We start from the raw sequence: 26,378 nt of genomic DNA, 5'->3' as shown, positions 1-26,378 counted from the left end.
CGGATGGAGCGGGGGAACGATGACCAAGATTGACGATGTCGCCCGCCTGGCCGGGGTCTCCACGGCCACCGTCTCGCGGGCCCTGCGGGGCCTCCCGACCGTCTCGGCCGCGACCCGGCGCCGGGTGCTCGCCGCCGCCGAGCAGCTCCAGTACGCGGTCTCGCCGAGCGCGTCCCGGCTGGCCGGCGGGAAGACCGGCACGGTGGCCGTGGTGGTCCCCCGGATCACCCGGTGGTTCTTCGGCACGGTCGTCGAAGCGGTCGAGGACTTCCTCCACGAGTCCGGCTACGACCTGCTGCTCCACAACCTCGGCGGCCGGGAGCAGACCCGTCAGCGGGTGCTGCGCACGGCCAGCCTGCACAAGCGGGTGGACGCGGTCATCCTGGTCGCCACCCCGCTGCGCCCGCCGGACGTGACCGCGCTGACCGCACTGGACCTGCCCGGCGTCACCATCAGCTCCGGCACGGTGGTGCCCGGCTGGCCCTGCGTCCGCATCGACGACGTGGCCGCCGCGCGGACCGCCACCCGGCACCTGCTCGAGCTCGGCCACACCCGGATCGCGCACATCTCCGGCGACCCGGACGACGAGCTTGCCTTCACCACCCACCTGGACCGGCGGCGGGGCTACCAGGCGGCGCTGCGGGCGGCCGGGATCCGGCCCGACCCCAGTCTGGACGTGGAGTCGCAGTTCACCATCGACGGCGGCACCCGGGCCACCGCCGAGTTGCTGGCCCGGGGCGAACCGCCCACCGCCATCTTCGCGGCCTGCGACGAGATGGCGATGGGCGCGATGACCGCGCTGCGGGACGCCGGGCTCCGGGTGCCGCAGGACGTCAGCGTGATCGGCATCGACGACCACGACCTGGCCAAGGTGCTCGGACTGAGCACCATCGCGCAGCCGGCCACCGAGCAGGGGCTGCTCGCCGCGCGGATCCTGCTCGACCCGCTGGGCGTCCGCACCGCCGACCCGTACGCCGGGCGCGTCCCGGCGCCGCGCGGCGGGGACGCCCCCGGCGACTCACCGTCGCGGCCGGTGATCCTGCCCACTCGGCTGGTCGTGCGGGACTCGACCGCCCCGCCGCGGGCACACTGAACGGATTCGGCCGCCGGCGTGGCGGCCGGATCGCACCTCCGTCCGGGCTCGGACGGCACGGCACGACACAAGGGGAGAAGGCTCTGAACACCGACGTGACGCAGCAGGAAACGGCCGGCGTCCCGGCCACCGGCTGGTGGACCGAGGCCGTCATCTACCAGATCTACCCACGCTCCTTCGCCGACTCCGACGGCGACGGCATCGGCGACCTCCCCGGCATCACCGCCCGCCTCGGTCACCTCGCCGAGCTCGGCGTCGACGCGGTCTGGCTGTCGCCGTTCTACCCGTCCCCGCAGGCCGACGCCGGGTACGACGTGGCCGACTACCGGGACGTCGACCGGCTCTTCGGCACCCTCGCCGACGCCGACAAGATGATCGCCGAGGCGAAGGCCCTCGGCCTGCGGGTCATCGTCGACCTGGTGCCGAACCACACCTCGTCCGCGCACCGCTGGTTCCAGGCCGCGCTGGCCGCCGCCCCGGGCAGCCCGGAACGGCAGCGCTATCTCTTCCGGGACGGCCTGGGCGCCGACGGCGCCGAGCCGCCGAACGACTGGCAGAGCGTCTTCGGGGGGCCGGCGTGGACCCGGGTGCCCGACGGGCAGTGGTACCTGCACCTCTTCGACACCGGCCAGCCCGACCTCAACTGGGACAACCCGGAGGTCCGCACCGAGTTCCTGGACGTGCTGCGGTTCTGGCTGGACCGGGGCGTCGACGGTTTCCGGGTGGACGTGGCGCACGGGCTGATCAAGCAGGCCGACCTGGCTAACTGGCAGGAGCCGCAGGAGATCCTCTCCGGCAACGAGGTGGACAAGCCGCGCCCGCCAATGTGGGACCAGGACGGCGTGCACGAGATCTACCGCGAGTGGCGCCGGCTGCTCGACTCCTACGACGGTGAGCGGATCCTGGTCGCCGAGGCGTGGGTGGAGCCGGCCGAGCGGCTGGCCCGGTACGTCCGCCCCGACGAGATGCACCAGGCGTTCAACTTCGAGTACCTGCTCGCCGCCTGGACCGCCCCGGCCCAGTACGCGGTGATCACCCGCTCGCTGGAGGCCACCGACTCGGTCGGCGCCCCCACCACCTGGGTGCTCTCCAACCACGACGTGGTCCGGCACGCCTCCCGGCTCGGGCTGGCGATCAGTGGTGGCCGCCCGAACGGCATCGGTATCGGCGACCCGCAGCCCGACGCCGTGCTCGGCCTGCGCCGGGCCCGGGCGGCCAGCCTGCTGATGCTCGCCCTGCCCGGCTCGGCGTACCTCTACCAGGGTGAGGAGCTGGGCCTGCCGGAGCACACCACGCTTCCCGACGAAGCCCGGCAGGACCCGACCTGGGAGCGCAGCGGGCACACCCAGCGCGGCCGGGACGGTTGCCGAGTGCCGATCCCATGGGAGGCCGACGCCCCGTCGTACGGCTTCGGGCCGACCGACGCCAGCTGGCTGCCGCAGCCCCCGTCCTGGGCCGAGTACGCCCTGGACCGGCAGCGCGGGTTGCCCGGCTCGACGTACGAGCTGTACCGCACCGCGCTGCGGCTGCGCCGCGAGCACCGGCTGGCCGGCGGGCCGCTGGCGTGGCTCTCCACCGGCGACGAGGTGCTCGCCTTCCGCAACGGTGACCTGACCGTGCTGACCAACTTCGGCACGGCCGCCGTCCCGGCCCCGGACGGGGAGGTGCTGCACAGCAGCGCCCCGCTCGACGACGACGGCCGGGTCCCGACCGACGTGACGGTCTGGGTCCGCGCCTGACCGCCGCCTGGCCCGTCGGCCGCCGCCTCGCCGGCGGCGTCCGGCGGGCCGGGCTCTTTCCATGGGGGTCCCGACGGGCGCGCCGGACCGTGCGCACGGGCGGGACTCGCTGCGGCTGCCGGCCGGGGCTCCGCTGCGGTTCCCTATGGAGCTGATGTCGTCAACGAATCGGCTCGCGCGGGTTGACACGCCCTCCGACGCTGGCAGCGGCAGTGGACAGGCGACGCCGGGGCGGCCGGCGGCGGATAGCCGGCGGGCGGCAGCGAGAAGCCGCCGGTCGGCGGCAGGTGGCCGGCGGCGGACCGTGCCGGGTCGCCGCCTGATTCGTCTGCGACATCAGCTCCACAGCGTCCGACCCCGCGTACCGCATGAACCGCGCCACACCGGCGAGCCGTGCCGCGGGGCGGCCGGTCCCGGCCGGCATCCCGACGACCCCCTGCCCTGCCCAGACCAGGCCAGGCCAGGGCCGGCGGTCAGAGACGGTCGGCGCGGGCGTGCAGGAGGTCGTGCACGGCGTCGATGTCGCCGGGCGAGGTGCGCGCCGCGAGCCAGTACATGACGCCGGTGGGCAGGAAGAAGAGCTGGAAGGCGGCCAGCCCGACGGCGTAGTTAAGCGGCGGCGGGAAGGCCACCCGCAGCCCGGCGAAGGCCACCCCGACCAGCCCGTTGCCGGCCGCCCGACCGACCCCGTTGACCAGGTTGCCGAGGCTGTAGACGGTGCCCCGGTGCTCGGGCGGGTTGACGTCGGCGATCAGCGCGAACCAGTTCGGCGAGTTTGCGGAGGTGAGGGCCAGCGCCAACACCGCGGCGAGCAGGCTCAGCCCGACGGTGGGCTCGGTGACCACGCTGGCCAGCACGGCGGCGACCACCGCGCCGGAGCTCCCGCCGTCGGGCACGTCGATCCGGATCGGCACGAAGAACAGGACCAGGTAGAACGGCACGGCCGCGAGGATGCCCACCGCCGCGACCAGGGCCCGCCCGCTCGGCGTACGCCGTTGCAGCGCGTCGCCCACCAGGCCGCCCACGATGGAGAGCACCCCGCCGAGCTGGAACAGGGTGGCGAAGACGCTGCCCACCACGACGGCGGTGGCCGCGGAGTAGCCCTGTGCCTCGGCCCGCTGGGCGAAGAGCACCGGGAGCCAGACCAGCGAGCCGAACGCGGCCTGTGCGGTGAGCCCCTGGAGGGCGAGCCAGCGGTTGGTCCGCCGAGCCAGGATCCGGGGCAGGTCGGCCCGGGTGATCCGGTAGTCGTAGTCGGCGCCGGCGTCGAGCGCCTCGGCCAGCTCCGGCTCGCTCTGCCCACGCCGGACGTCGTACGTGACCAGGTAGGCGACCGTGGCGGCCAGCCCGACCCCGGTGAGCAGCAGGAACGGCCGCCGCCAGTCGGTGGCGCCGAGGATGCCGCCGGTCAGCGTGCCGGCGAGGGTGCCGACGCCCTGAGACAGCCCCCAGAAGCTCATCACCAGGCCCCGACGGCGGGGCGAGATCAGGTCGGTGACCACGGAGAAGCCGACCGAGCCGACCGCACCGAGCCCGACGGCGGCGACGAGCTGGGCGGCCAGGAACGTCGGGTAGCTCTGCGCGAGCGCGCTGCCGCCGGTGCCGGCCGCCCAGATCAGCGTGCCGACCATGAGCAGCGGCTTACGGTTGGTCCGGTCGCCGACGTACGCCCAGGCGACCGCGGCGACCGCGCTGACCAGGAAGCTCACCGCGGTGACCAGGCCGAGCAGCCGCTGGGGGACCCCGAGCGCGCCGGAGATCGGTCCGTACAGCGGTGGTACCAGCCCGATCGCCACGTTGTCCAGCGACGCGAGGACGACGAACACCACGACGCTGTACACCCGGTGCACCGCACCACCGCGCCCTGCCCGCCCGCCCCCGTCCAAGGTCATGCCGACAGCCAACCAGGCGCGACGCCCCACGGCACGACCGGGTGCGGTCAGCCGTCGACGCGGACGGCGGCGACCGGCTTCACCCGGGACGCCCGCCACGCCGGGTACATCCCCGCCACGACCCTCCACCATGGCACCCAGGAGGACCCCGACCGACCGCGCCGACCGGTTCAGTAGTCGACAACCAGGTCCCGGGCGGCGGCGTAGCGGGCGCGGACGGCGGGGACCGGGTCGGCGGCGTACGTCTCGGTGCCGGTCAGGGTCCATTCAGGCGGCGTCGCGCCACCCAGAGCGACCCAGGCGGCCTGGCGCGCCGCACCGTCGGCGACGTACTCGCCGGGCGGCGGGACGACCACCGGGCGGCCGAACACCTGCGGGGCGATCCGGCGCACCGCGTCCGAGCGGGTCCCGCCGCCGACCAGGATCACCCGGCGGACGGCGGCGCCCTGGGCGGTGAGCGCGTCGAGGCCGTCGGCGAGGGCGCAGAGCATCCCCTCGACGGCGGCCCGGGCCAGGTGCGCCGGGGTGGACGTACGCAGGGTGAGCCCGTGCACCGAGCCGGTGGCCCGGGGCCGGTTCGGGGTTCGCTCTCCCTCCAGGTACGGGACCATGACCAGCCCGTCCGCGCCGGGCGGCGCGGTCAGCGCCAGCGCCGAGAGTTCGTCCAGGCCGACCCGGAGCATCGCCGCCGCCGCGTCCAGCACCCGGGCCGCGTTCAGGGTGCAGACCAGTGGCAGGAACCGGCCGGTGGCATCGGCGAAACCGGCGACGATGCCGGAGTCGTCGGCGGCCGGGGCGTCGGCCACCGCGAAGACGGTGCCGGAGGTGCCGATCGAGACGACCACGTCACCGGGGCCGGCTCCGACGCCGAGCGCGGCGGCGGCGTTGTCGCCGGTTCCGGGGCCGAGCAGCGCCCCGCCGGCCGAGGCCGCGACGCCCGGCCGCGGACCCCCGCCGGCCTCCGCGCCGGACCGGTCGCCGAGCGCGGCCGGATCGAGGACGCCCGCGGGCTCGGTTGGCCCCAGCACGGTCGGCACCCGCACCGCCCGGCCGAGCGCGCGTTCCAGCAGGTCCAGGCGGTACTCGCCGGTCCGTGGCGACCAGTAGCCGGTGCCGCTGGCATCACCCCGGTCGGTGCGCAGCGCGGCCAGGCCGGGGGCGCCGGCCAGCCGCCAGGTGAGCCAGTCGTGCGGCAGACAGACCGCCGCCACCCGGTCCGCGTTGGCCGGCTCGTGGCGGGCCAGCCACCGCAACTTGGTGGCGGTGAAGCTGGCCACCGGCACGCTGCCCGTCGCCTCGGCCCAGAACCGGCGGCCGTCCCCGTCGCCGTCGGCCTCCTCGATCAGGTCCCGGGCGGTCCCGGCGGACCGGGTGTCGTTCCAGAGCAGGGCCGGTCGGACCACCTCCCCCGCCTCGTCCAGGCAGACCATGCCGTGCTGTTGGCCGGCGACCGAGACGGCCGCGACGTCGGCCAGCCCGCCGGCGGCGTCGACGGCCGCCAGCAGGGCCTCCCACCAGGCCTGCGGGTCGACCTCGGTGCCGTCGGGGTGCGGCGCGCGGCCCTGCCGGACCAGCGCGCCGGTCTCGGCGTCCCGGACGACGACCTTGCAGGACTGGGTGGACGAGTCGACCCCGGCGACGAGCGGCATGCCGACCGCCTCAGCGCGCGCCGAGCAGGTGCTCGACGGCGAGCTGGTTGAGCCGGACGAAGCCGAAGCCCTTCGCCCCGGCCGCGTCGGGGTCGAACTCCTCGAACGCGGCGCGGTCGGCGAGCAGGCCGGCGTGGCCCTCCCCCGGGTTCAGCGTCGGCGTCGCCAGGTCGCCGACCTTGCTGGCGGCGAGGGCCTCGGCCACCTCCGGGTCGGCCCGGAACGCCGCGGCTCGCTCCTTGAGCAGCAGATAGGTGCGCATGTTCGCCGCCGCCGAGGCCCATACGCCGGACATGTCCTCGGTGCGGGAGGGCTTGTAGTCGAAGTGCCGGGGGCCGTCGTACGCGGGCCCGCCGTCGGGGCCGCCGTGCTCCAGCAGGTCCACCAGGGCGAACGCGTTGAGCAGGTCGCCGTGGCCGAAGACCAGGTCCTGGTCGTACTTGATGCCGCGCTGGCCGTTTAGGTCGATGTGGAACAGCTTGCCCTGCCAGAGCGCCTGAGCGATGCCGTGCGCGAAGTTCAGCCCGGCCATCTGCTCGTGGCCGACCTCCGGGTTGAGCCCGACGAGGTCGGGGCGGGCCAGGGTGGAGATGAACGCCAGCGCGTGCCCGACGGTGGGGAGCAGGATGTCGCCGCGTGGCTCGTTCGGCTTGGGCTCCAGGGCGAACCGCAGCTGGTAGCCGTTGTCGACGACGTACTGGCAGAGCAGGTCCACGGCCTCGCGGTAGCGGTCCAGCGCGGCGCGGACATCCTTGGCCAGGTCGTACTCGGCGCCCTCCCGGCCGCCCCACATGACGAAGGTGCGGGCGCCCAGCTCGGCGGCGAGGTCGACGTTGCGCAGCACCTTGCGCAGCGCGTAGCGGCGGACGTCGCGGTCGTTGCTGGTGAAGCCCCCGTCCTTGAAGACCGGGTGGGTGAAGAGGTTGGTGGTGACCATCGGGACGACCAGGCCGGTCTCGTCGAGGGCCTTGCGGAACCGGGTCAGCCGGGCGTCCCGGGTGGCGGCGTCGGCGCCGAAGGGGAACAGGTCGTCGTCGTGGAAGGTGATCCCGTACGCCCCGAGCTCGGCGAGGCGGTGGACGGCCTCGACCGCGTCCAGCTCGGGCCGGGTGGCGTCGCCGAACGGGTCGCGGGCCTGCCAGCCCACCGTCCAGAGACCGAAGGAGAACTTGTCGGCGGGGGTGGGACGGGGTGCCATGGCAGACCTCCGGTGGTGTCGCCGCAATTTGTTCAACGGTTGAATTAAATGGCCGCCCTGTGGCAGTGTCAAGAGGTGACCAGCCCCAGCACCGCCGGCGCCGTCCGGCAGGGCAGCCTCCGCGAGCTCAACCTCGCGGTCGTGCTCCGGCGGATCGCCACCGCCGACCGGCCGCCCTCCCGGGCCGAGATCGCCGCCGGCACCGGGCTCACCCGGGCCACCGTCTCCGCCGTCGTCGACGACCTGATCGGCGGCCGGCTGGTGGCCGAGGCCGACCCCGCGCCGCGTAGCGGCGCCGGCCGGCCCGCCCGCGGCCTGACGCTGGCCGGCCACGGCCCGGCCGGGCTCGGCCTGGAGGTCAACGTCGACTACCTCGCCGCCTGCGTGGTGGACCTGGCCGGCACCGTCCGGCACCACGTCGTACGCCGGGCCGACCTGCGCCCGGTCTCCCCCGCCGACGCCCTGGCTCGGCTCGCCGCGCTCGCCGCCGACGCTCGCGCCGCGGCGGCGGGCCAGGGGCTGACCCTGGCCGGCGCGGCCCTCGCCGTGCCGGGCCTGGTCGACGCCGACGGCCTGGTCCGGCTCGCCCCCAACCTGGGCTGGCGGGACGTGGACGTGCCCGCGCTGCTCGCCGGCCACCGGCTGGCCAAGCCGGTCGACGGGGTGCCGCCGCTGGTGGTGGAGAACGAGGCCAACCTGGCCGCCCTCGGCGAGCTGCACGCCGGCCCGCCCGGTTCCGCGAGTTTCCTGCACATCTCCGGCGAGATCGGGATCGGCGCCGGGATCGTCCTCGACGGCAGGCTGTACCGGGGCGCCCGCGGCTGGAGCGGCGAGATCGGTCACATCCCGGTGCATCCGGAGGGGCGGCCCTGCCGTTGCGGTGGCCGCGGCTGCCTGGAGCGGTACGCGGGCCAGGAGGTCATCCTGGCCGCCGCCGGACTGGCCGGCGCGGAGCTGCCCGCGGACACCGCCGCGGCCCGGCTGGCGGACCTCGCCGGGGCCGGCGACCCGGCCACCCTCGCGGCGCTGGCCGACGCCGGGACCGCGCTCGGGGTGGCCGTCGCCGGGGTGGTGAACCTGCTGGATCTGGACACCGTGGTACTCGGCGGCGGATACGCCCCGCTCGCCCCGTGGCTCCGGCCACCGGTGGTCGCGGAGCTCAGCCGTCGGGTGCTCACCGCCGCCTGGTCCCCGGTGACCGTCCGGCCGGCGGCCCTCGGCACGCGGTCCGCGGCCGTCGGCGGGGCCGCGTCGGTGGTCCGCCGGATCGTGGACCGGCCGGTCGGCTGGCTGGCCCGCGGCGGGTGAGGTGAGCTGGCCCTTCCTCGATGGGCGATCACCAACCTCCCTCGGTACGCTTGCCCACAGGCAACCGATCCGCGACGTCAGGAGTGCACCGACACCATGCGCACAGGTCGACAGACCGGGGCGCCCGGCGACCGGCGGTGACGACCACCCGCCGAGGTGGGCTCGCCGGGCCGGTCAGCGGTGGCGGGCAGGCCTCCCGCCCCCGGCTCCGCAGGTCCCCCGACACCGGGCTGCCGGCCGATACCCGGCTCGCCCGCGAGCTGCTGGACGGGCTCGCCGAGGCGATCGTGACCACCGACCACGCCGGCGTGGTGACCCTGGTCAACGCGATGGCGATCGAACTCCTCCCCGAGCTGGCCCCCGGCGCCGAGCTGGCCCGCTGCCCGGTGCCCGCGCTGGCCGAGGCCGTCCGGCAGGGGGCCGGGACCTTCGACGCGGAACACCGCGGCCGACGGCTGCGCGGCACCCTCCGCGCCCTGGCCGGCGGCCGCTGCGCCTGGTACGTGCGGGACGTCACCGAGGAGCAGGCGCGGACCGACGCGCTGCTCGCCGAGCGCTCCCGGACGGCCTTCCTGGCCCGGGCCGGCAGCCGGCTCGGGCTGTCGCTGCACCGGGACCAGACGCTGCGGGCCACCACCACGCTGCCGGTCCCCTACCTGGCCGACGCCGCGGTGGTCCTGCACCGCCCGCCGCCGCCCGCCGAGGACCGGCCGCACTGGATCCGGTACGCCGCGGGCGACGGCGGACCCGTCACCGGGGTGGGCGGCTGGGACCTGACCACCTCCGTACCCGGGCTCGCCGAGGCGCTCGACGGGGACGCCACCGAGCCCAGCCCGTGGCTGAACGCCGAGCTGGCCGACCTGGCCGAGGTACTCCCCGACGGCTTCGGCCGGCCCGGGACCGTGCTGATCAGCCCGATGCTCAGCGCCGGCGGTCCGGCCGGCGCGCTGGTCCTGATCCGCCGGGCCGAGCGGCCCGGGTTCGACCAGCGGGAGATCGAGCTGGCGCGGGAGTTCGCGAACCGGGCGGGCGCCGCGCTGGCCGCGGCCGAGCTCTACGGCGAGCAGGCCCACCTGGCCAGCGTCCTGCAGCAGAGCCTCCTTCCGCCGGAGCTGCCGCGGATCGCCGGGATCACCCTCGCCGGCGGCTACCGCGCCGCCGGGGACAGCCTGCGCATCGGCGGCGACTTCTACGACGTCTTCGCCACCGGCCAGGGTGCCCTGTTCGCGCTCGGGGACGTGTGCGGCAAGGGCGTCGGCGCGGCCGTACTGACCGGCCGGGTACGCCAGTCGTTGCAGACCCTCCGCCTGGTCGAAAAGCGACCGCTGGAGCTGATGGGGCTGCTCAACCGGGCGCTCTTCGACGCGCCGGACGCGGCCCGCCGGGCCCAGTTCACCACCCTGCTGCTCGGCGCCCTGACCCGCGAACCCGACGGTGGGCTGCTGGTCCGGGTCGCCGGTGGCGGGCATCCCGCCCCGCTGGTCGTCCGCGCCGACGGCACGGTGGAACCGGTCCGGGTGGGCGGCATGCCGATCGGCGCGCTGACCGACGCCCGCTTCGCCGAGGCCGAGGTCCGGCTCGCCCCGGGCGACCTGCTGCTCGCCCACACCGACGGAGTGACCGAGGCCCGCGGCGGCCCCACCGAGCTGCAGATGTTCGGCGACAAACGGCTGCGGCAGGCGCTGGCGTCCGGCGCCGGCCTCCCGCCGGGCGCCCTGGTGGACCGGCTGCTCCAACTGGTCGACGAGTGGCTCGACGGGCAGGTCCACGACGACATCGCGGTGCTCGCGGTGGCGGCGGCACCCGCGTGACCGGGGCCGACGGGATCGGGTCGGGGACTCCGGCGGGATCACCAGTCCCCGCAGCGGGGACACGTGGTGATGGCCTGCGTCGAGGGCGGGTGGCACGCGCTGGCCGCCCGGATCGTCGCGCGGGTCAGGCCGTCCGGGCCACCGGTGGCTCACCGGCCGGGTCGTCCACCCACTCCGCCGCCGGCTCCGCGCGCCGGGACCCCTGGGCCACCGGCCAGCCGGCCTCCGAGGTTGCCGTGGCCTCCCGGCGGCGGGCGCTCTCGTCGAACTCCCGCATGCCACGCAGCAGCGCCTCGCGCCCCTCGGGGGTCATCCCGGAGAGGACTCGGTCCAGCCGCTGCCGGCGGTCGGCGCGCAGTTCGGCGAGGAGCCGGTTCGCCTCCGGGGTCAGGTGCAGCGCGATCTCCCGCCGGTCGAACCGGCCCGGCTCCCGCTCCAGCATCCCGGCCGCGACCAGTCGGTCGCAGAGTCGGCTGGCCGACGAGAGCAGCATGTCCGTCAGCGTCGCGAGCCGACGGAGGTTGATCCCGTCGTGCTGTTCGACGACCATGACCGCACGCAACTGGGCGCTGGACAGCCGGCTCGTGGTCCGTTCCCGGGCCGCCTCCCAGACGGCCAGCAGGGTGCCCGCCGCCTCGTCCAGCGCGGCGGCCATACTCGCATCTGGTCCGTAGGGACCGTGTTCTTCGGCCATGGTGGGCCCGAGACTACCCGCCCCACCAGGGCACCGACCTGTGCAAAGGAGCAAAGATGAGCGGACCGGAGGATCTGGCCCGCCGGACTCTGACCGAGGCCCCGGCCGACCTCCTGCTCGACCGGCTGGCCGGCGAGCTCAAAGAGGTGTACCAGATCACCCGGGTCGAGCTCTACCAGGTCGACTACCGGCTGGCGGAGCTGTTGCCCCTGGCGGGCGGCGAGTCGATCACCGGCCCGGGCCATCCCGCCTGGCGGTGCTTCGACCACCAGGAGCCGATCATCGCGGACGGGACCGGCTGGTTCCCGGTGGGCATGCGGGGCGAGCGGCGGGCTGTGCTGCGGATCTCCCCGGTGCCGGACGACCCGGCCGCCGTCCGCGAGCTCGACACGATCGCCACCGCGCTCGGCCACGAACTGGCCGCCGTCTCCGCCAGCACGGACATCTACCTGACCGCCCGGCGCAGCCGGCGACTCACGCTCGCCGCCGAGATGCAGTGGGAGCTGCTGCCCGGCCGTAGCCGGATCCGTCCGTCGTTCAGCATGGCCGGGCAGCTGGAGCCGGCGTACGCGGTGCGGGGCGACAGCTTCGACTGGTCCGACGACGGCCACCGGCTGTGGCTCTCGGTGATCAACGGCTCGGGTGAAGGGGTGGCCGCCTCCATCCTCACCTCGCTGGCCACCCACGCGCTGCGCAACGCCCGCCGGGCCGAGCTGGGCCTGGCCGACCAGGCCTCCCTGGCCGACCAGGCGGTCTACGCCCTGCATCGGGGCGCCCAGCACCTCTCCGCGCTGCTGCTGGAGCTGGATCTGGCGTCCGGGCTGCTGACCGTGGTCGACGCCGGGTCGCCGCGGCTGGTGCTGCTGCGCGACGGCGAGGTCAGCGAGCAGGCGCTGGAGAAACAGTTCCCGCTGGGCATGTTCGAGGGCACGGACTACCGGGAGCAGCAGTTCCAGCTGCGCCGCGAGGACCGGCTCTTCGTGGTCAGCGACGGCGTCATCGACGCGACCGGGCAGCAGGTCCGGTACGGCGAGACGGCGCTGGACCGCTTCCTGCGGCGTACCGGGCCGATGGAGCCACTGGATGCGGTCCGGTCGCTGATCGGTGACCTGCGGGCGTTCGTGGCCGGCGACCTGGTCGACGACGCCGTGGTGGTCTGCCTCGACTGGCTCGGGCCGCAGCCCTGACCGGGCCGCCGGCCCCGGCGGCGACGCGCCGGGGGCCGGTGGCTCAGTACGCGCCGCGGCTGTTGACCACCGCGCCGAAGGTCTTCCAGAGGATGGTCAGATCGGCGGCGAGCGACCAGTTCTCCACGTAGTAGAGGTCGAGCCGGATGCCGTCCTCCCAGCTCAGGTCGGACCGGCCGCTGACCTGCCAGAGACCGGTCATGCCGGGCTTCACCAGCAGCCGCCGGGCCACGTCGCCGTCGTACCGGGCCACCTCGGAGGGGAGCGGCGGGCGCGGGCCGACCAGGCTCATCTGGCCGAACAGCACGTTCACCAGCTGGGGCAGCTCGTCCAGGGACCACTTGCGCAGCAGCCGGCCGATCCGGGTGACCCGGGGGTCGTCGCGCATCTTGAACATCAGGCCGTCGGTCTCGTTCCGCGCGGCGAGCTCGGCGAGCAGGGCGTCGGCGTTGACCACCATGGTGCGGAACTTGAAGACGCCGAACTCCTCGCCGCCCTGACCGACCCGGGTCTGACGGAACAGCACCGGCCCCCGGCTGTCCAGCTTGATGGCGAGCGCGATGACCACCAGCAGCGGCAGCAGCAGGGTCAGCGCCACGAACGACAGGGACCGGTCGACCAGGCCCTTGACCAGCTTGCGGGCGCCCCGGAACTCGGGCGCCTCGACGTGGATCAGCGGCAGGCCGGCGACCGGCCGGGTGTGGATGCGGGGACCGGCGACATCGGTCAGCGCGGGGGCGACGACGAGGTCCACCCCGGTCCCCTCCAGCTGCCAGCCGAGCCGGCGCAGCCGGGTCGCGGTCAGCTCGCCGGAGGCGGTGACCGCCACGGTGTCCGCCCCGATGGCGGTGGCCGCCTCGGGGATGCCCCGGAACGAGCCGACCACCGGCACGTCGCCCAGCCGCTGCGGCACCGGGGCGAGCAGCGCGTCGGGGATGCACGCCCCGACCACCTGGTACCCGGCGTACGGTTCCCGGCGCAGGGTGTGCACCAGCTCCAGCACGTGCGCCGTGTCGCCGACGACCAGCACCTTGCGGGACCAGCCGGCGCCCCGGTCCCGGGCACGGTGCAGCCGCTTACGGGCGGCGAAGCGGGCCACCTCCAGGCCGACGGTGCCGACGGCGAAGGAGATCGCCAGGAAGCCGCGGGAGACGCCGACGTCGGCGATGTAGCCGGCGATGGCGATGCCGCCGGCCAGGCGCAGGCTCGCCGAGCTGACCCGCCGGTACTCGTCGGCCCCGTAGCCGAGTACCCGGTCGTCGTAGCAGCGGAGCGCCCGGAGCGAGATCAGCCAGGCCAGCAGCAGGCCGGGGGCGATCAGGACGTACGGGATCTCCGAGCCGCTGGGCTCCTCGTCGCCGAAGCGGGCGATGTACCCGACGAGGATGGCCACGACCAGCACGGCGGTGTCGAGCACCGCCAGGAGCCGGATGTAGGCCCGCTCGTCGGCACGCGTCGCGGGCCCGGGGCGGTCGCCCCTCGGCCCCGACGGGGTCCTGGCGGGGGTCATCAGTGTCGCCGAGGTCACCGGCCCTCCCCATCTCGCTCAGGACGGCCCCGACCGGGTGGCCCTCGATCGAGGACCGGCGGCGGAGCACTCCGACATCTTGCCTGGATGATTATCGACGCCGATTGCTTCGGACGTATTGCCGTCACTTTTCCCGGCCCACCTGGGCCGGGAAGCGTTCCGCCGTACCAGATCTGCCGGTACGGCGGAACCCTGTCGCTGAGTGACGAATCAGCGGGGCGCGGGCGGTCGCAGCGCGATCGCCTGCAGGAAGATCTCACCGATCTTGGTCGGATCGGCGGTGACGAAGGGAGCGCCCCCGGTCACGTCGGTGATCGACTTGAGCTCGGCCAGGCTGACGTCGGAGCCGATACCGATGATGATCACCTGGACCGGCTGCTCCGGGTCCTTGAGCTTCTTCAGCTGGCCGAGCAGCTCCGCACGGGTGATGCCGCTGGCGTTGTCATTCTTGCCGTCGGTGAAGAGCACGATCGAGTTGACCTTGCCCGGCTGCCAGTCCCGCTGGACCTCCTTGTAGGCGGCCAGCATGGTGTCGTACAGGCCGGTGTCGCCCTTTGACGGCTTGATCGACGCCAGCCCCTGCTGCAGCCCACCTCGGTTGCTCGACAGCGGCTTGATCGGGATGATCTGCCGCCAGGGCAGCGAGCCGTTGAGGTTGGTGGAGAAGATCCACAGCCCGATCGACCAGGAGTCGTCGAAGAGTCCGAGGCCCTGGGTCGCGGCGGCGACGGTGACCTGCTGCCGGCTGGCGCCGTTGGCGGTGGCCACCGGGTCCTTCATCGAGCCCGACACGTCGATGATGCAGAGCATCCGGCCGGACTGGGTGGCGGCCGACCAGGTGGTGGTGGCCCTCGCGATGGCGACCGGGTCCAGGCCGGCCGCCGCGCCCTGACCGGTCGGCGCGACGGTGGCCCCGCCGCCCGCCGGGCTCGGGGCACCCTGGGGCGCCTTGAACCCCTCACCCCAGTTGCCGTCCGGCGAGCGCAGCGACTGCGCGGCCAGCCGGTTGCGGAAGCCGGGGGTGGTGAGCACCTCGAAGAGCACCTTCGCGGCCGACTCCTTGGCCGGCTCGATGCCGGGCAGCACCGCGAACGGGTAGTCCAGCGGCATCGGGGACGGATCGAGGTAAAGGGCCGCGAGCGGGATCGGCGGCTTGGTCTGGTTGTACGCCATGACGTCCTCTTCGGAGAGGGCCGCGGCGCCCAGCCCGTTCGCGATGGCGGTGGGGTCCTTCGAACGCGGGAAGCGCGCGAGGAGGTCCTGCCTGATCGACGACCGGTTGGTGGCCAGCGCGCGCAGCGCACCCACCATCGCCTCCTGCGCGTCGCGCGACCCCGGGGAGCCGGTGGAGCTGGCGGCGGCGGTCAGCGAGAGCAGGCCGGAGAGGCCGGCCGCGTCCTGGGTCGGCTCCACGATGCCGGCGTTCAGCGGCGACTTGCCGGTGGTGACCGCCTTCAGCAGCTCGGTCCAGCTGAGCTTCTTGTCCGGCCAGCCGACTCGGGTGGCCACCGGTTCGGGCATGGCGACCACCACCGGGCTGCGGGCGATCGAGGCGCCGTTGCCCGGAGCGAAGGCGGTGGCGCCGCCGTTCTTCAGCCGCAGCAGCCAGGTGGAGGAGTCCGGCACCCAGACGTCGGGGGTGACCGCCGTGCCGCTGGCCTGCCCGACGCCGGCCAGCGTCGCACCGTGCTTGCTGGCCACGGCGGCGGCCACGTCGACCGACTCGGAGGAGGTGACGTTCACGGCGATGCAGGTGCCCCCGACCGCGGCGCCGTCGGCGACCCACTTGTCGGCCGCCGCCTTGACGGCCGGCTCGATCTCGGGAGTGGCCGCGACGGACAGTTGGATCCGCCCGGAGCAGGACGGCCCCGCCAGCTGCTGGTAACCGAACCAGGAACCGGCGACGACGACGAGCACGGTCGCCGCCGCGGCGGCACCTGCCCCACGAAGGCTTGAACGCATGCGATGGCGGCCAGACACGGTGACCATCTTGCGTATCTCGTGGGGTTACTGCCACAACCGTTCGGTTGAAAGTTACTCAGAAGAAACAGTTGATCGCAAAACCGTGACCATGAGTGAGTGGTCAGTCATCCGGCGTGGTGAAAGTCCACTCCGGACAGTCAATCGAGTCGTCTCGGTGACCGTCCGACTACGGGCGGACGCAGGTCGGGCTCGCCACCGGCACCGGCTCCCCCACCGCCGCCGGCACCCCGGTGCCCGGGTCCACCCGGAAGATCCTGATCATGTCCGCCCGCTCGTCGGCGACGTAGAGGTGCCCGCCGGTCAGCGCGAAGTGCCGGGGCCACTCCCCACCCGTGTCGACCTCGGCCACCAACCGCGGGGACCCGCCGGCCACCGAGAAGACCGCCACCGTGCCGACCCCGCGGTTGCCGACGTAGAGGAAACGGCCGTCCGGCCCGACGGCGACCTCGGAGGGCTGCACGTGCCCGGCGCGTCCGCTGGCGTCCACCCGCTCCCGCTGGTGCAGCGCGCCGTCGGCGGTGAGGTCGTACGCCGTGACCGTCCCATCCAGTTCGCCGACCAGCCAGCAGCGCCGCCCGTCGGGGTGCCGGGCCAGGTGCCGGGGCCCCGTCCCGGCCGGCGTCCGCAGCCGCGGGGCCCGGGGCACCAGCCGGCCGGAGGCGGCGTCGAGGTCGTACCGGTAGACCGAGTCGGTACCCAGGTCGACGGCGAGCAGCGGCCCGGCCCCCGGGTCGGGCGAGACCATGTGGCAGTGCGCCTTCTCCTGCCGCTCCGGGTCCGGCCCGTGCCCCTCGTGGTGGACCAGATCGGTGCGCTCGCCCGGCACGCCGGCGGAGTCGAGCGGGAAGACGGCCACGCTGCCGCCGCCGTGGTTGGCCACGAAGAGGTGCCGCCCGTCCGGGGCGACCGCCAGGTGGCACGGTTCGGCGCCCCCGGTCGGCTGCACACCGAGCGGGGCCAGGTCACCGTCCGGGGCCACCCGGAACGCGCTGACCTGCCCCTCCGACAGCTCGTTGACGGCGTACAGCACCGGCAGCGCCGGGTGCCGGACCAGGAAGGACGGCGACGCGGTGACCGCGGCGGTGCCCAGCGGGGTCAGCTCCCCCGACGCCGGGTCGCGGCGGGCGGCGACGATCCCGACGGCCCGCCCGCCGCTCTCCGCCGTGTAACCACCGATGTGGACGATCGTTGTCTGCCTGGTCACCGGACCACCTTCCGCCGCTTCCTGCGTCGATCCAACCAGAGGCTTCCCGGGAAGCCGGCGGTTCAGACTTCTTTTCCGGCGCCGATCCGGCGGCCGGCCCCGGTCAGCCCACCGGCACCGGCTCGCCGCGCTGCCGGGCGACGTGCTCGACCAGCGAGATCAGCACCAGCTTCCCGGACTGCCGGTCCCGGGCGTCGCAGAGCACCAGCGGCACGTCGGGGTCGAGGTCGAGCGCGTCGCGTACCGATTCCAGGCCGAACCGGCGGGCCCCGTCGAAGCAGTTCACCCCCACCACGAAGGGGATGCCGCGCTGCTCGAAGTAGTCGATCGAGGGAAAGCAGTCGGCCAGCCGGCGGGTGTCCGCGAGCACCACCGCGCCGAGAGCCCCGAAGGCCAACTCGTCCCAGAGGAACCAGAACCGGTCCTGGCCCGGCGTGCCGAAGAGGTAGACCTGCAGGTCCTCGTTGATGGTGATCCGGCCGAAGTCCATCGCCACCGTGGTGGTCGACTTCTGCTCCACCCCGGAGAGGTCGTCGGTGCCGATCCCGGCCCCGGTCAGCACCTCCTCGGTCTGCAACGGCCGGACCTCGCTCAGCGCGCTCACCAGCGTCGTCTTGCCGGCCCCGAAGCCGCCCGCGATGAGGATCTTCAGGGCCAACGGGATCCGCTGACCGGACCCCTCCCGGTCATAGCGCACGGAGTCCATTGACCACCGCCTTGAGGATGTTGTCGTCGGGCAGGTGAGCCGCGGTCGGCGGCTGGTGCACCGCGACCAACCCGCGGGCGAGAAGGTCGCCGAGCAGCACGCGGACCACGCCGACGGCGAGATCCAGGTCCGCGGCGAGGTCGGCCACCGCGACCGGCCGCCGGGCCAGCTCGACGAGCCGTCGGTGTTCCGGCTGCAACCCGGGATGCCGGGCGGCGTCGGCCGTCGGCGCGGCCAGCACGAACGCGACCAGGTCGAAGCCGTCGACCGCCGGCCGTACCCGGCCGCCGGTGAGGGTGTACGGGCGGACGACCGGCCCGGCGGCGGCGTCCAGCCACTCGTGCTGCGGCCCCGGCGACTCAGCCCGCATCGGCCGCACCCGACGCTGTCCGGGCCGGTGCGGTGAGGTTCTCGCCGACCCGGATGACCAGCATCGCCATCTCGTACGCCACCAGGCCGATGTCGGCGTCGGCGTCGCTGACCACCGCCAGGCAGGCGCCCTGCCCCGCGGCGGTGACGAAGAGGTACGCGGACTCCATCTCCACCACGGTCTGCCGGACCGCGCCGCCCGCCAGGTGCCGGGTCGCCCCCTTGGCCAGGCTGGAGAAGCCGGAGGCCAGGGCGCAGAGATGCTCCGCGTCGGTGCGGCTCAGCTCGGCCGAGGCGCCGAGCAGGAGCCCGTCCGCCGACAGCACCACCGCCTGGCGGGCCGCGGGCACCCGCTCCACCAGCTCGTCGAGCAACCAGTCGAGATCGATGTTCTGCCTCGTCGTGTGCACCACTAGGCGTCCCTCTCAGTTGCGGTCAGGGGTTCCGGCGCCGGTGCCGGCGGGGTGGCCCCGGCCGCCGGGTCGGAAGCGGCCTCGGCGGTCGGCCCGGTCGGCTCCGTGACCGCCCGGGCGCCGTCCCGGCGACCGCGGGCGGTGCCGGCCTGGAGCGCGGACATCGTCCGGCGGACCTCCTCCGGCGGCCGGTGGGCCGGGGCGTCGGCGACCACCGGTCGGGGGTGCGCCGCCGGCCCCCGGCGACGGACCCGGCGGGGCAGGCCGTCGCCCTCCGGGGCGGCCTCGACCGAGGAGCCGCGGCCGGCGACGAAGGGCACCACCGGGGTGCCCGGCTCGGGGCGTTCCCGGCCGGGCCGGGTGGTCCTCGGCCGGGGCTGGGTGTTGAGCCGGGTCACCTTGGCCATCCGGCGCTCGTCCCCGGTCGCCGCCCCGGCTGCCGGGCCGGTCGGTCCGAGGACCGGCTCATCGGTGACCAGGTCGGCCGGGATGAGCACCACCGCGGTCGTCCCCGCCGGGCTGGCCGGGCGGAGCTGGACCCGTACGCCGTGCCGGGCGGCGAGCCGGCCCACCACGAAGTGACCCAGCCGGGCGCTGTCGGCCGGGTCGAACTCGGGGGACCGGGCCAGCTTGCGGTTGGCGTCCTCGAGGACCCGCGACGACATGCCCAGCCCCCGGTCGGTGATCTCGACGGCGTACCCGTTCGGCACGGCCTGCCCGGAGACGTCGACCCGAGTGCCGGGCGGGGAGAAGACGGCGGCGTTCTCGATCAGCTCGGCGAGCAGGTGGATAACGTCGCCGACGGCTCGGCCCAGCACGCCGGCCGGGTGCACCACGCCGACGTCCACCCGGTCGTACGACTCGACCTCGGAAATCGCGCCGCGGATCACGTCGACTGCGGCGACCGGGTTCCGCCAGCCCCGGCCGGGCGCCGCGCCGGCGAGGATGACCAGGTCCTCGGCGTGCCGCCGGAGTCGGGTGGCGAGGTGGTCGACCTGGAAGAGGCCGGCCAGCTCGTCCGGGTCCTCGGTGCGCCGCTCCAGCCGGTCCAGCAGCGCCAGCTGCCGGTGCACCAGCCCCTGGCTGCGCCGGGCGATGTTGAGGAAGACCTCGTTGAGCCCCCGCCGCAGGGTGACCTCGTCGACCGCGGCCTGGACGGCGGTCCGGCGTACCTCGTTGAAGGCGTGTCCGACCTGGCCGATCTCGTCGCCGCCGTGGTCGAGCTCGGGCGCCTCCCGGTCGACGTCGACCTCCTCGCCGCGGCGCAGCCGGGCGACCACGTCGGGGAGCCGGTGCTCGGCCATCTCCAGGGCGGCGGTGCGGACGCCGGTCAGCCGGCCCGCCAGCGACCGGCCGACCCGCAGCGCCACCAGCACGCAGACCACGATGGCGAGCAGACCGAGCACCCCGGCGGCGCCGAGCCGGATCAGGATGCGCGCCGCCATCGGCACCGAGCGTTCGGCCAGCTCGTCGGCCCCGCTCAGCTCGAACTCCCGCAGCCCCTGCTGGACCGCGGCCTGGCTGGTCTCCCAGGTGCGGACGTCGAGCTGGGGCGGCAGGCCGTCGGCGCGGATCAGCGCGTCCTGCAGGGCGCTCAGCCGGACGAAGGCCTCCCCCTCGGTCAACCGCCGGTACGCGGTCCGTTCCGCCGCGGGCAGGTCGGCCACCGCGGTCTCGGCCAGGAAGCGCTGGTTGTCGATGGTCCGGACGAGCTGGTCGTGCTCGCCCTCGGCGAACCGGCCGGCGGTCAGCGCGCCGGCCAGCAGCGCGTCGGCCTGGCCGAGCAGTTCCCGGGACCGGCCGAGCGCGGTGAGCGCCAGCGCCTCCCGGTTGAGGTCGGCGTCCGGCAGCGTGGCCATGGCGGAGAACGCCTGGAAGGCCGAGGAGATCATCCCGCTGTAGAGACCGACCGCGCCGGAGCGGTCCACCTGCCGGGCGTCGAGGAAGCCCCGGCCGGCGGGGAGCGCGTCCAGCGCGGCGACCAACTGGTCGAGCCGGGTGTCGAGCAGGTCGTCGGCGGCGTCGCGCAGGTCGCCCCCGGCGACCCGGCGGCGCAGCTCGGCGACGGCCCGGTCGGTGCGCAGCCGCTGCTCGGCGAGGGCCGGCAGGGTGGTGTCGCCGGCGAGCTGGACCACCGAGAGCCGGCGTTCCCGTTGCAGCTCGGCGACGACGGCCTCGCCGGGGCGACCGAGGTCGTAGAGGAGGGTCCGCGCGGCCAGCAGGTCGAGGGCGGGGCCGAAGGCCATTGTGGTGGCGAAGATCCAGAGCGCCAGCAGCGCGCTCACCGGGCCGATGACCAGCGCGGTCAGCTTGGCGCGGATCGGCCAGTCGCGGGTGTTCAATCAGACCTCGCCCGGAAGGTGTCGCAGGGGTGGCACCGGCACCGGCCGAACATGGTCCCGGCCATGGCGCCGGGCCCCGGCTCGGGCACCTTGGGCAGAATACGTAATCCCCGGCGGTTGCACTACCGGCCGTCTCGCCGGTCACTACGGTCCGGGATGTTCCGTTGTGGACGCCGTTCGCACGCGAGCGCCCCGCCGGACGGACCGGCGGGGCGCTCGTGGCGAGGCGGGATCAGGCGTTGACGGAGATGCCGAGGCCCTCGGCGACCCGGCGGCCGTACTCCTCGTCGCACTGGCTGAAGTGCCAGACCATCTTCTCCTGGATGTGCTTGTCGCACTGGCCCAGCAGCGTGGTCAGGTTCTTCACCAGGTCGTCGCGTTCCCGGTCGGGCATGGTGCGGAACCGCTCGCCGGCCTGGGCGTAGTTGTTCTGCCGCTCAATCGGGGCGCGCATGATCTGGCCGGAGACGTGCGGGCGGTACTCCCGGTAGGACTCGTCGGCCTCCCGCAGGCCGGCCACCGAGGACGGCTCGAAGTTGATGTGCGGGTTGCCGCCCCGGTTGTCCACCCCGTACGACATCTGGCCGCCGTCCTGGTTGGTGTTCACTCCGACGTCGGAGCGCGGGGCGTTGATCGGGAGCTGCAGGTAGTTCGGGCCGACCCGGTAGCGCTGGGTGTCCGAGTAGGAGAACGTCCGGCCGACCAGCATCTTGTCGTCGGAGAAGTCCAGGCCGTCCACCAGCACGCCGGTGCCGAAGGCGATCTGCTCGTTCTCGTTGTGGAAGTTGGTGACGTTGCGGTTGAGCGTCATCACGCCGACCGGGCGGAGCGGGAAGACGTCCTCCGGCCAGGTCTTGGTGTCGTCCAGCGGGTCGAAGTCCAGCTCCGGGTGCTCGTCGTCGCTCATGATCTGGACGTTGAGCTCCCACTGCGGGTACTCGCCGCGCTCGATCGCCTCGTACAGGTCCTTCGAGGCGTGGCCGAGCTCGGTGGCCTGGATGCCGGCGGCCTGCTCCTCGGTCAGCGACTCGACGCCCTGACGCGACTTCCAGTGGTACTTCACCAGCACGCCCTCGCCGGCGGCGTTGACCATCCGGTAGGTGTTCACCCCGAAGCCGTCCTGGGTCCGGTAGTTGGTCGGGATGCCGCGCGGGCTGAACAGCCAGGTGAGCATGTGCAGCGACTCGGGGGTGTTCGACATGAAGTCGAAGATCCGGTTCGGCTCCTGGCGGAAGGTCACCGGGTCCGGCTTCAGCGCGTGGATCACGTCCGGGAACTTGATCGCGTCCCGGATGAAGAAGACCGGGAGGTTGTTGCCGACGAGGTCCCAGTTGCCGTCGTCGGTACGGAACTTGACCGCGAAGCCGCGCGGGTCGCGGGTCGCCTCGGAGGAGTCCCGGCCGCCGATGACGGTGGAGAACCGGATGGTCACCGGGGTCTTCTTGCCCTTGGTCTGGAACAGCTTGGCCCGGGTGTACGTCGAGGCGGGTTCGTCGCCGATCGTCCCGTACGCCTCGAACTCGCCGTGCGCGACGAAGCCGCGGGCGTGCACCACCCGCTCGGGGATGCGCGCGCGGTCGAAGTGGCTGATCTTCTCCAGGAAGTGGTAGTTCTCCAGCGTCGCCGGGCCGCGGGAGCCGACCGTCCGCTGCTGCTGGTTGTTGTGCACGGGGTGACCCTGACGGGTCGTCAGGATCGGCTTGCCGGCCTGGTCGCTCATCGCTCTCCTCCTGATCGGTGCTGGCAGTCGGGGCAGTGACCAGGTGGTGACCGTCGCCGCCCAGCTCATACCGGTCGGGGCCGCCGGCCGGGGCGATCCGGCGCGACAGCCCCACGCGTCGACCCAAGCGCGTTTTCTGGAATGAGTCAAGTTTTTGTGGTGGGTGGTCCTGTGGGCATCGCCGTGCCCGGCCCGGGAGCACCGGCGCGGAATCGGCCAGAAAAGTGCGCCGGATCGGGATTGGCGATCAGTGGACGGAGGGAATACCAGCGGCGAAGGAGGAGCCATGTCGCCCACGCAGGTAGTCGTCATAGTCATCGTCGTGTTGGTGGTCGCGGCGCTGGTCGCGGTCGCCTTGGCGGCGGCCCGCCGCCGCTCGCTCCGGCAACGCTTCGGCCCCGAGTACGACCGGGTGGTCGCCGAACGGGACAGCCGGAGCGCGGCCGAGCGTGAGCTGCGGGATCGGGAGCGCCGGCACGCCGAGCTCGAACTCACCCCGCTGGACCCGGAGTCCCGGGCTCGCTACGCCGCCGCCTGGGAGGAACTGCAGGTCCGCTTCGTCGACTCCCCCGGCGAGACCGTCGGCGACGCCGACGAGCTGGTCAGCCGGCTGATCGCCGAGCGTGGGTACCCCACCGGGGACTTCTCCGACCAGATCGCCCATCTCTCCGTCGAGCACGCCCGCACCCTGACCCACTACCGGGACGCCCACGAGATCCGGCTGCGCACCGAGCGCGGCGAAGCCAGCACCGAGGAGCTCCGCCAGGCGGTCGTGCACTACCGGGCGCTCATCGCCGACCTGCTCGGCGAGGAACCGGTCGGACACCAACCGCCGGCCCAGCGCCGCCCCGACCACCCGCACGACGCCACGAGCCGCTGAGGAGGCTGCCGCGATGCGCCAGGAAGAGCAGCAGGTCACGAACGACCGTCCCGACGCCGTACGATCCGCGCCGGTCCCGGTGCCACCGTCGGGCGCCTCCGACGCCGACCGGCCCCGGCCCGACCGGACGGGACGGGCCGACGTACCCGAGGACGCGCTGGACGACCGGGGCACCTTCGACGACCCGGCCGTGGTCGGCGACCGCGACCGACAGACCACGACCGGCGAGCGCCGGGACGCCGCGGACCTGGACGAGACCCGCCCGTACGACCTGCGGGACGCCCGGGACGCGGACGAGGAGGCGGCCGACACCGACGCGGACCGCCGGCCCGAGTTCCACGAGCCGGCGCCGCTGCCCACCGCCTTCGGCGCAACGACGGTCGGCGGCGCGGTGGCCGCCTCGGCGATGGCCAGCGGCCGACCGGAGGACGAGCGGGACCCGCGCGGCGAGGACACCGCCCGGCCGGGCGACGGCGCCCCGGGGCGGACCGACGCGTTCGACGACGAGCGGGCCGACCCGACGGCCGGTGACCGGCTGCACGACCCCGACCGGTGGGCGGCCGCGCATCCGGGCGACCGGGACGAGGCGGTCGCCGCCGGCGCGGCCGGCTATGGCCGCGCCGAGCCGACGATGGTCGACCCGGACGCCAGCGCCGCGGCGGCCGGGGCCGGTGCGGTCGGCGCGGGCCTGGCCGGGGCGGCCCGGCCGACGCCGGGCGCGGTGCCGGCGGACGCCGCCACGCTCTTCGAACCGGAGACCGCCCAGGGCTTCCGGGACCGCTGGCGGGACGTCCAGCTCCGCTTCGTGGACGACCCGCGGGCCGCGGTCGGCGAGGCGCAGTCGCTGGTCGAAGAGGCGATCGAGGCCCTCTCCGCCGCGCTGCGCGACCAGAAGACCAAGCTGGGCGGCTGGCAGGACGCCGGCTCGGCAGACACCGAGCAGCTGCGGGTCGCGGTCCGCGGCTACCGGGACTTCCTGGACCGCGTCCTCGGTCGCTGACCGGCACCCGTGGCGCCCCGGCCGGTCGGTGGCCGGGGCGTCGCCGTGTCGCGGTTCGGACTCCGGGGCACCCGCTCTCGCCACCTTCATCATCGGCAACGAACGGGCGCACGACCCACTGGTCGAGGAGACCGAAAGTGAGCGGGCCCGGGAGGTCTGAGCTGCCCGGCATGGCCCGGTCCGGACGGGGTACGCGAGACGAGGGAACGCGTCTGGGGACAGGAGGGCAGCACCATGACCGATCGGGACCGACCGCTGGAGGAGAGCCCGGAGGTGGCCGCCGCGGTGGACGACGACAGCACCGTGCCGCAGCTGAGGACCGGCGGCGCCGACCGGGACAATCCCGTCTTCACCGAGCCTGACGGCGCGGTGCCCGACACCGGGTCGCCGGACCTGCTCGGTGACCCGTACGCGGCGGGCACCGGGGCGACCGGGACCGGCACCGGGGCGGGCGGGGACAACATCCGTACCGGCGCCGAGCAGCCGTGGGAGCCGGAGGACCTGGTGATGGCCCGGGGTCAGGACCTCACCCCGGAGAACCTGGAGCGGGCCCGCCGGGACCTGGCCGAGTTGGGCCGGGCGGCGATCGAGCGCACGGTTCCCTGACGGCCGAGGCCGCGTATGCGGCGGGTGCCCCTGGCCCGACCGGTGCACGGTCGGGCCAGGGGCCCGGGGGAACCTACCGCGGCCGTGCCTCGCTCCCGCCGCGACGGGTAGGCCTGCCGGTGGGCTCAGGAGAGCGGCGGGTAGGCGTTGCGCATGAGCTCCTGGAACTGTGCGGAGAACCAGGCACCGGAGATCGGCGCGTTGGGCAGGGCGCCGGTCGGGTTGTTGCCGTTGCGGGCGTTGCCGGTGTAGGTCGGGTCGCACATCCTGTCGAAGCCCTTGCCCTCGTCGTTCTGGGTGAGGGTGCTGCGTCCGACTCGCCCGGGGGGCTTCACCCAGACGTACGCGTCGATCCCCGGCTCCGGGTTGGCCCGCGGGCGCTCGCCGAGGCCGGCCCCGGCCTGGTTGCACCAGTTGCCGGCGTGGATCCGCCGGTCGATCCGGCCGCCGTTGACGTAGGTGTCGGCGCTGGTCGTCGCGCCCGGGCCGGTGGGCCGGGCGGTGCCGCCCCAGCCGTTGCGGGAGGTGTCGATCAGCATGCCGATGTTGCTGCGGGAGGCGACGGCCGCCGCGAGGAGCTGGTAGGCGGTCGGGCCGAAGTTGCTGTCCCAGCCGATCCAGCCGTGGTGCAGCGAGTCGACCTCGATGATGTTGACGATCCGCAGGCTGGCGTGCTTCGGGTCGGCCTGGATCGCGGCGATCGGGTCGATGTACGCGGCCTTGTAACGCGGCAGCTCGTTCGGGCCGAACTCACCGTTGGAGGCCAGCGCGGCGCAGTCCCGGCCGGACAGGTTGTAGATCACGAACTGGATGTAGCCGGTGCCCTGCGTGAGCGCGGCGTCCAGGGTGGTCGCGGACGCCCATCGAGCCGTTGGAGCTGCTGTTGGTCGTGCCGTTGATGCGATCCGGTCCAGCCAGACCGCGGTCGGGTTGTTCGAGACCCGGCTGCCGCCCGCCTCGCCGTCCGCCTTGGCCTTCCACTCCGGGTTCCCGTACCCCTTCACCCGGCGTACGGGTTGTCCACCTTCCGCCCCGCCTCATGCCACTGATCTCCTT

Annotated in this window: 21 protein-coding genes; 8 read left to right on the top strand and 13 right to left on the bottom strand. The window is 74.3% G+C overall.

Translation table 11 applies throughout. The features are described from left to right. Positions 1 to 19: 19 nt before the first annotated feature. Together OG799_RS34950 and OG799_RS34945 are read left to right on the top strand one after the other, a co-directional pair. Positions 20 to 1,093 carry a LacI family DNA-binding transcriptional regulator gene (locus OG799_RS34950; protein WP_406041536.1) on the top strand — a complete coding sequence of 358 codons (1,074 nt, stop codon included), beginning with the start codon at positions 20 to 22 and terminating at the stop codon, positions 1,091 to 1,093. A gap of 83 nt (positions 1,094 to 1,176) precedes the next feature. Continuing rightward, the gene (locus OG799_RS34945) at positions 1,177 to 2,832 is read left to right on the top strand and encodes a glycoside hydrolase family 13 protein (protein ID WP_406046497.1); all 1,656 of its coding nucleotides are present in this window, start codon (positions 1,177 to 1,179) and stop codon (positions 2,830 to 2,832) included. A 473-nt stretch (positions 2,833 to 3,305) separates the two neighbouring features. Here the strand turns inward: OG799_RS34945 and OG799_RS34940 are convergent, their stop codons facing one another. The 3 genes from OG799_RS34940 to xylA all read right to left on the bottom strand — a co-directional run bounded on the left by OG799_RS34940 (position 3,306) and on the right by xylA (position 7,571). Then, the gene (locus OG799_RS34940; RefSeq protein WP_406041534.1) at positions 3,306 to 4,724 is read right to left on the bottom strand and encodes an MFS transporter; all 1,419 of its coding nucleotides are present in this window, start codon (positions 4,722 to 4,724) and stop codon (positions 3,306 to 3,308) included. Between the two features lie 170 nt (positions 4,725 to 4,894). Further along, complete coding sequence (gene xylB / locus OG799_RS34935; RefSeq protein WP_406041532.1) at positions 4,895 to 6,373, bottom strand: xylulokinase; 1,479 nt, start codon at positions 6,371 to 6,373, stop codon at positions 4,895 to 4,897. Positions 6,374 to 6,383: 10 nt separating this feature from the next. Continuing rightward, the gene (gene xylA, locus OG799_RS34930) at positions 6,384 to 7,571 is read right to left on the bottom strand and encodes a xylose isomerase (RefSeq protein ID WP_406041530.1); all 1,188 of its coding nucleotides are present in this window, start codon (positions 7,569 to 7,571) and stop codon (positions 6,384 to 6,386) included. A 48-nt stretch (positions 7,572 to 7,619) separates the two neighbouring features. Here xylA and OG799_RS34925 point away from each other — a divergent pair, with 48 nt between their 5' ends. Continuing rightward, positions 7,620 to 8,879, top strand: a complete 1,260-nt coding sequence (locus OG799_RS34925; RefSeq protein WP_406041528.1) for an ROK family protein — start codon at positions 7,620 to 7,622, stop codon at positions 8,877 to 8,879. A 137-nt stretch (positions 8,880 to 9,016) separates the two neighbouring features. After that, positions 9,017 to 10,690: a SpoIIE family protein phosphatase gene (locus OG799_RS34920; protein WP_406041526.1), complete on the top strand. Its 1,674-nt coding sequence runs from the start codon at positions 9,017 to 9,019 to the stop codon at positions 10,688 to 10,690. Positions 10,691 to 10,814: 124 nt separating this feature from the next. On the opposite strand, the gene OG799_RS34915 is transcribed toward OG799_RS34920, so the two are convergent. Next, positions 10,815 to 11,345 carry a MarR family winged helix-turn-helix transcriptional regulator gene (locus OG799_RS34915; RefSeq protein WP_406041523.1) on the bottom strand — a complete coding sequence of 177 codons (531 nt, stop codon included), beginning with the start codon at positions 11,343 to 11,345 and terminating at the stop codon, positions 10,815 to 10,817. A gap of 95 nt (positions 11,346 to 11,440) precedes the next feature. Here OG799_RS34915 and OG799_RS34910 point away from each other — a divergent pair, with 95 nt between their 5' ends. Then, a complete protein-coding gene (locus OG799_RS34910) occupies positions 11,441 to 12,571 on the top strand; it encodes a PP2C family protein-serine/threonine phosphatase (protein WP_406041521.1) in 1,131 nt (376 codons plus the stop codon). 43 nt (positions 12,572 to 12,614) lie between these two features. On the opposite strand, the gene OG799_RS34905 is transcribed toward OG799_RS34910, so the two are convergent. The 8 genes from OG799_RS34905 to OG799_RS34870 form a co-directional block, all read right to left on the bottom strand. Continuing rightward, positions 12,615 to 14,099: a sugar transferase gene (locus OG799_RS34905; RefSeq protein WP_406041519.1), complete on the bottom strand. Its 1,485-nt coding sequence runs from the start codon at positions 14,097 to 14,099 to the stop codon at positions 12,615 to 12,617. Between the two features lie 210 nt (positions 14,100 to 14,309). Beyond that, on the bottom strand, positions 14,310 to 16,061 hold the full coding sequence (locus OG799_RS34900; protein ID WP_406041517.1) for a substrate-binding domain-containing protein: 1,752 nt from the start codon (positions 16,059 to 16,061) through the stop codon (positions 14,310 to 14,312). A gap of 187 nt (positions 16,062 to 16,248) precedes the next feature. Further along, positions 16,249 to 17,286 carry a lactonase family protein gene (locus OG799_RS34895; protein WP_406041515.1) on the bottom strand — a complete coding sequence of 346 codons (1,038 nt, stop codon included), beginning with the start codon at positions 17,284 to 17,286 and terminating at the stop codon, positions 16,249 to 16,251. A gap of 103 nt (positions 17,287 to 17,389) precedes the next feature. Next, the gene (locus OG799_RS34890) at positions 17,390 to 17,992 is read right to left on the bottom strand and encodes a GTP-binding protein (RefSeq protein WP_406041513.1); all 603 of its coding nucleotides are present in this window, start codon (positions 17,990 to 17,992) and stop codon (positions 17,390 to 17,392) included. After that, the gene (locus tag OG799_RS34885; protein ID WP_406041511.1) at positions 17,973 to 18,362 is read right to left on the bottom strand and encodes a DUF742 domain-containing protein; all 390 of its coding nucleotides are present in this window, start codon (positions 18,360 to 18,362) and stop codon (positions 17,973 to 17,975) included. Before OG799_RS34885 ends, OG799_RS34890 begins: the two co-directional genes overlap by 20 nt. Next, positions 18,352 to 18,774 (bottom strand): roadblock/LC7 domain-containing protein, encoded by a 423-nt coding sequence (locus OG799_RS34880; RefSeq protein WP_406041509.1) that lies wholly within the window; start codon positions 18,772 to 18,774, stop codon positions 18,352 to 18,354. The genes OG799_RS34885 and OG799_RS34880 overlap by 11 nt, the downstream gene beginning before the upstream one ends. Then, positions 18,774 to 21,116 (bottom strand): nitrate- and nitrite sensing domain-containing protein, encoded by a 2,343-nt coding sequence (locus tag OG799_RS34875; RefSeq protein WP_406041507.1) that lies wholly within the window; start codon positions 21,114 to 21,116, stop codon positions 18,774 to 18,776. Before OG799_RS34875 ends, OG799_RS34880 begins: the two co-directional genes overlap by 1 nt. A 232-nt stretch (positions 21,117 to 21,348) precedes the next feature. Next, positions 21,349 to 22,836, bottom strand: a complete 1,488-nt coding sequence (locus tag OG799_RS34870) for a catalase (RefSeq protein WP_406041505.1) — start codon at positions 22,834 to 22,836, stop codon at positions 21,349 to 21,351. 286 nt (positions 22,837 to 23,122) lie between these two features. Between OG799_RS34870 and OG799_RS34865 the strand changes: the two genes are divergently transcribed. The 3 genes from OG799_RS34865 (at position 23,123) to OG799_RS34855 (ending at position 25,322) form a co-directional block, all read left to right on the top strand. After that, positions 23,123 to 23,716: a hypothetical protein gene (locus OG799_RS34865; protein ID WP_406041503.1), complete on the top strand. Its 594-nt coding sequence runs from the start codon at positions 23,123 to 23,125 to the stop codon at positions 23,714 to 23,716. A gap of 13 nt (positions 23,717 to 23,729) precedes the next feature. Continuing rightward, entirely contained in the window at positions 23,730 to 24,716 is a 987-nt protein-coding gene (locus OG799_RS34860) for a hypothetical protein (RefSeq protein ID WP_406041501.1), read from the top strand. Positions 24,717 to 24,950: 234 nt separating this feature from the next. Next, positions 24,951 to 25,322 (top strand): hypothetical protein, encoded by a 372-nt coding sequence (locus tag OG799_RS34855; protein WP_406041499.1) that lies wholly within the window; start codon positions 24,951 to 24,953, stop codon positions 25,320 to 25,322. A 125-nt stretch (positions 25,323 to 25,447) separates the two neighbouring features. Here the strand turns inward: OG799_RS34855 and OG799_RS34850 are convergent, their stop codons facing one another. Beyond that, entirely contained in the window at positions 25,448 to 26,326 is an 879-nt protein-coding gene (locus OG799_RS34850) for a glycoside hydrolase family 6 protein (protein WP_406041497.1), read from the bottom strand. Positions 26,327 to 26,378: the final 52 nt, after the last annotated feature.

Origin of the sequence: Micromonospora sp. NBC_00898 (assembly GCF_045207895.1) — a bacterium.
In the GTDB taxonomy this organism is placed as follows: Bacteria; Actinomycetota; Actinomycetes; order Mycobacteriales; family Micromonosporaceae; genus Micromonospora.
This window is presented reverse-complemented; position numbering and strand designations above follow the sequence as displayed.

Coding starts and splice junctions, on each gene's coding strand:
- OG799_RS34855 (WP_406041499.1), top strand. CDS start 24,951: ATGACCGATCGGGACCGACCGCTGGAGGAGAGCCCGGAGGTGGCCGCC.
- OG799_RS34910 (WP_406041521.1), top strand. CDS start 11,441: ATGAGCGGACCGGAGGATCTGGCCCGCCGGACTCTGACCGAGGCCCCG.
- OG799_RS34900 (WP_406041517.1), bottom strand. CDS start 16,061: ATGCGTTCAAGCCTTCGTGGGGCAGGTGCCGCCGCGGCGGCGACCGTG.
- OG799_RS34940 (WP_406041534.1), bottom strand. CDS start 4,724: ATGACCTTGGACGGGGGCGGGCGGGCAGGGCGCGGTGGTGCGGTGCAC.
- OG799_RS34865 (WP_406041503.1), top strand. CDS start 23,123: ATGTCGCCCACGCAGGTAGTCGTCATAGTCATCGTCGTGTTGGTGGTC.
- OG799_RS34890 (WP_406041513.1), bottom strand. CDS start 17,992: ATGGACTCCGTGCGCTATGACCGGGAGGGGTCCGGTCAGCGGATCCCG.
- xylB (WP_406041532.1), bottom strand. CDS start 6,373: ATGCCGCTCGTCGCCGGGGTCGACTCGTCCACCCAGTCCTGCAAGGTC.
- xylA (WP_406041530.1), bottom strand. CDS start 7,571: ATGGCACCCCGTCCCACCCCCGCCGACAAGTTCTCCTTCGGTCTCTGG.
- OG799_RS34915 (WP_406041523.1), bottom strand. CDS start 11,345: ATGGCCGCCGCGCTGGACGAGGCGGCGGGCACCCTGCTGGCCGTCTGG.
- OG799_RS34860 (WP_406041501.1), top strand. CDS start 23,730: ATGCGCCAGGAAGAGCAGCAGGTCACGAACGACCGTCCCGACGCCGTA.
- OG799_RS34885 (WP_406041511.1), bottom strand. CDS start 18,362: ATGCGGGCTGAGTCGCCGGGGCCGCAGCACGAGTGGCTGGACGCCGCC.
- OG799_RS34950 (WP_406041536.1), top strand. CDS start 20: ATGACCAAGATTGACGATGTCGCCCGCCTGGCCGGGGTCTCCACGGCC.
- OG799_RS34870 (WP_406041505.1), bottom strand. CDS start 22,836: ATGAGCGACCAGGCCGGCAAGCCGATCCTGACGACCCGTCAGGGTCAC.
- OG799_RS34925 (WP_406041528.1), top strand. CDS start 7,620: ATGGCCGCCCTGTGGCAGTGTCAAGAGGTGACCAGCCCCAGCACCGCC.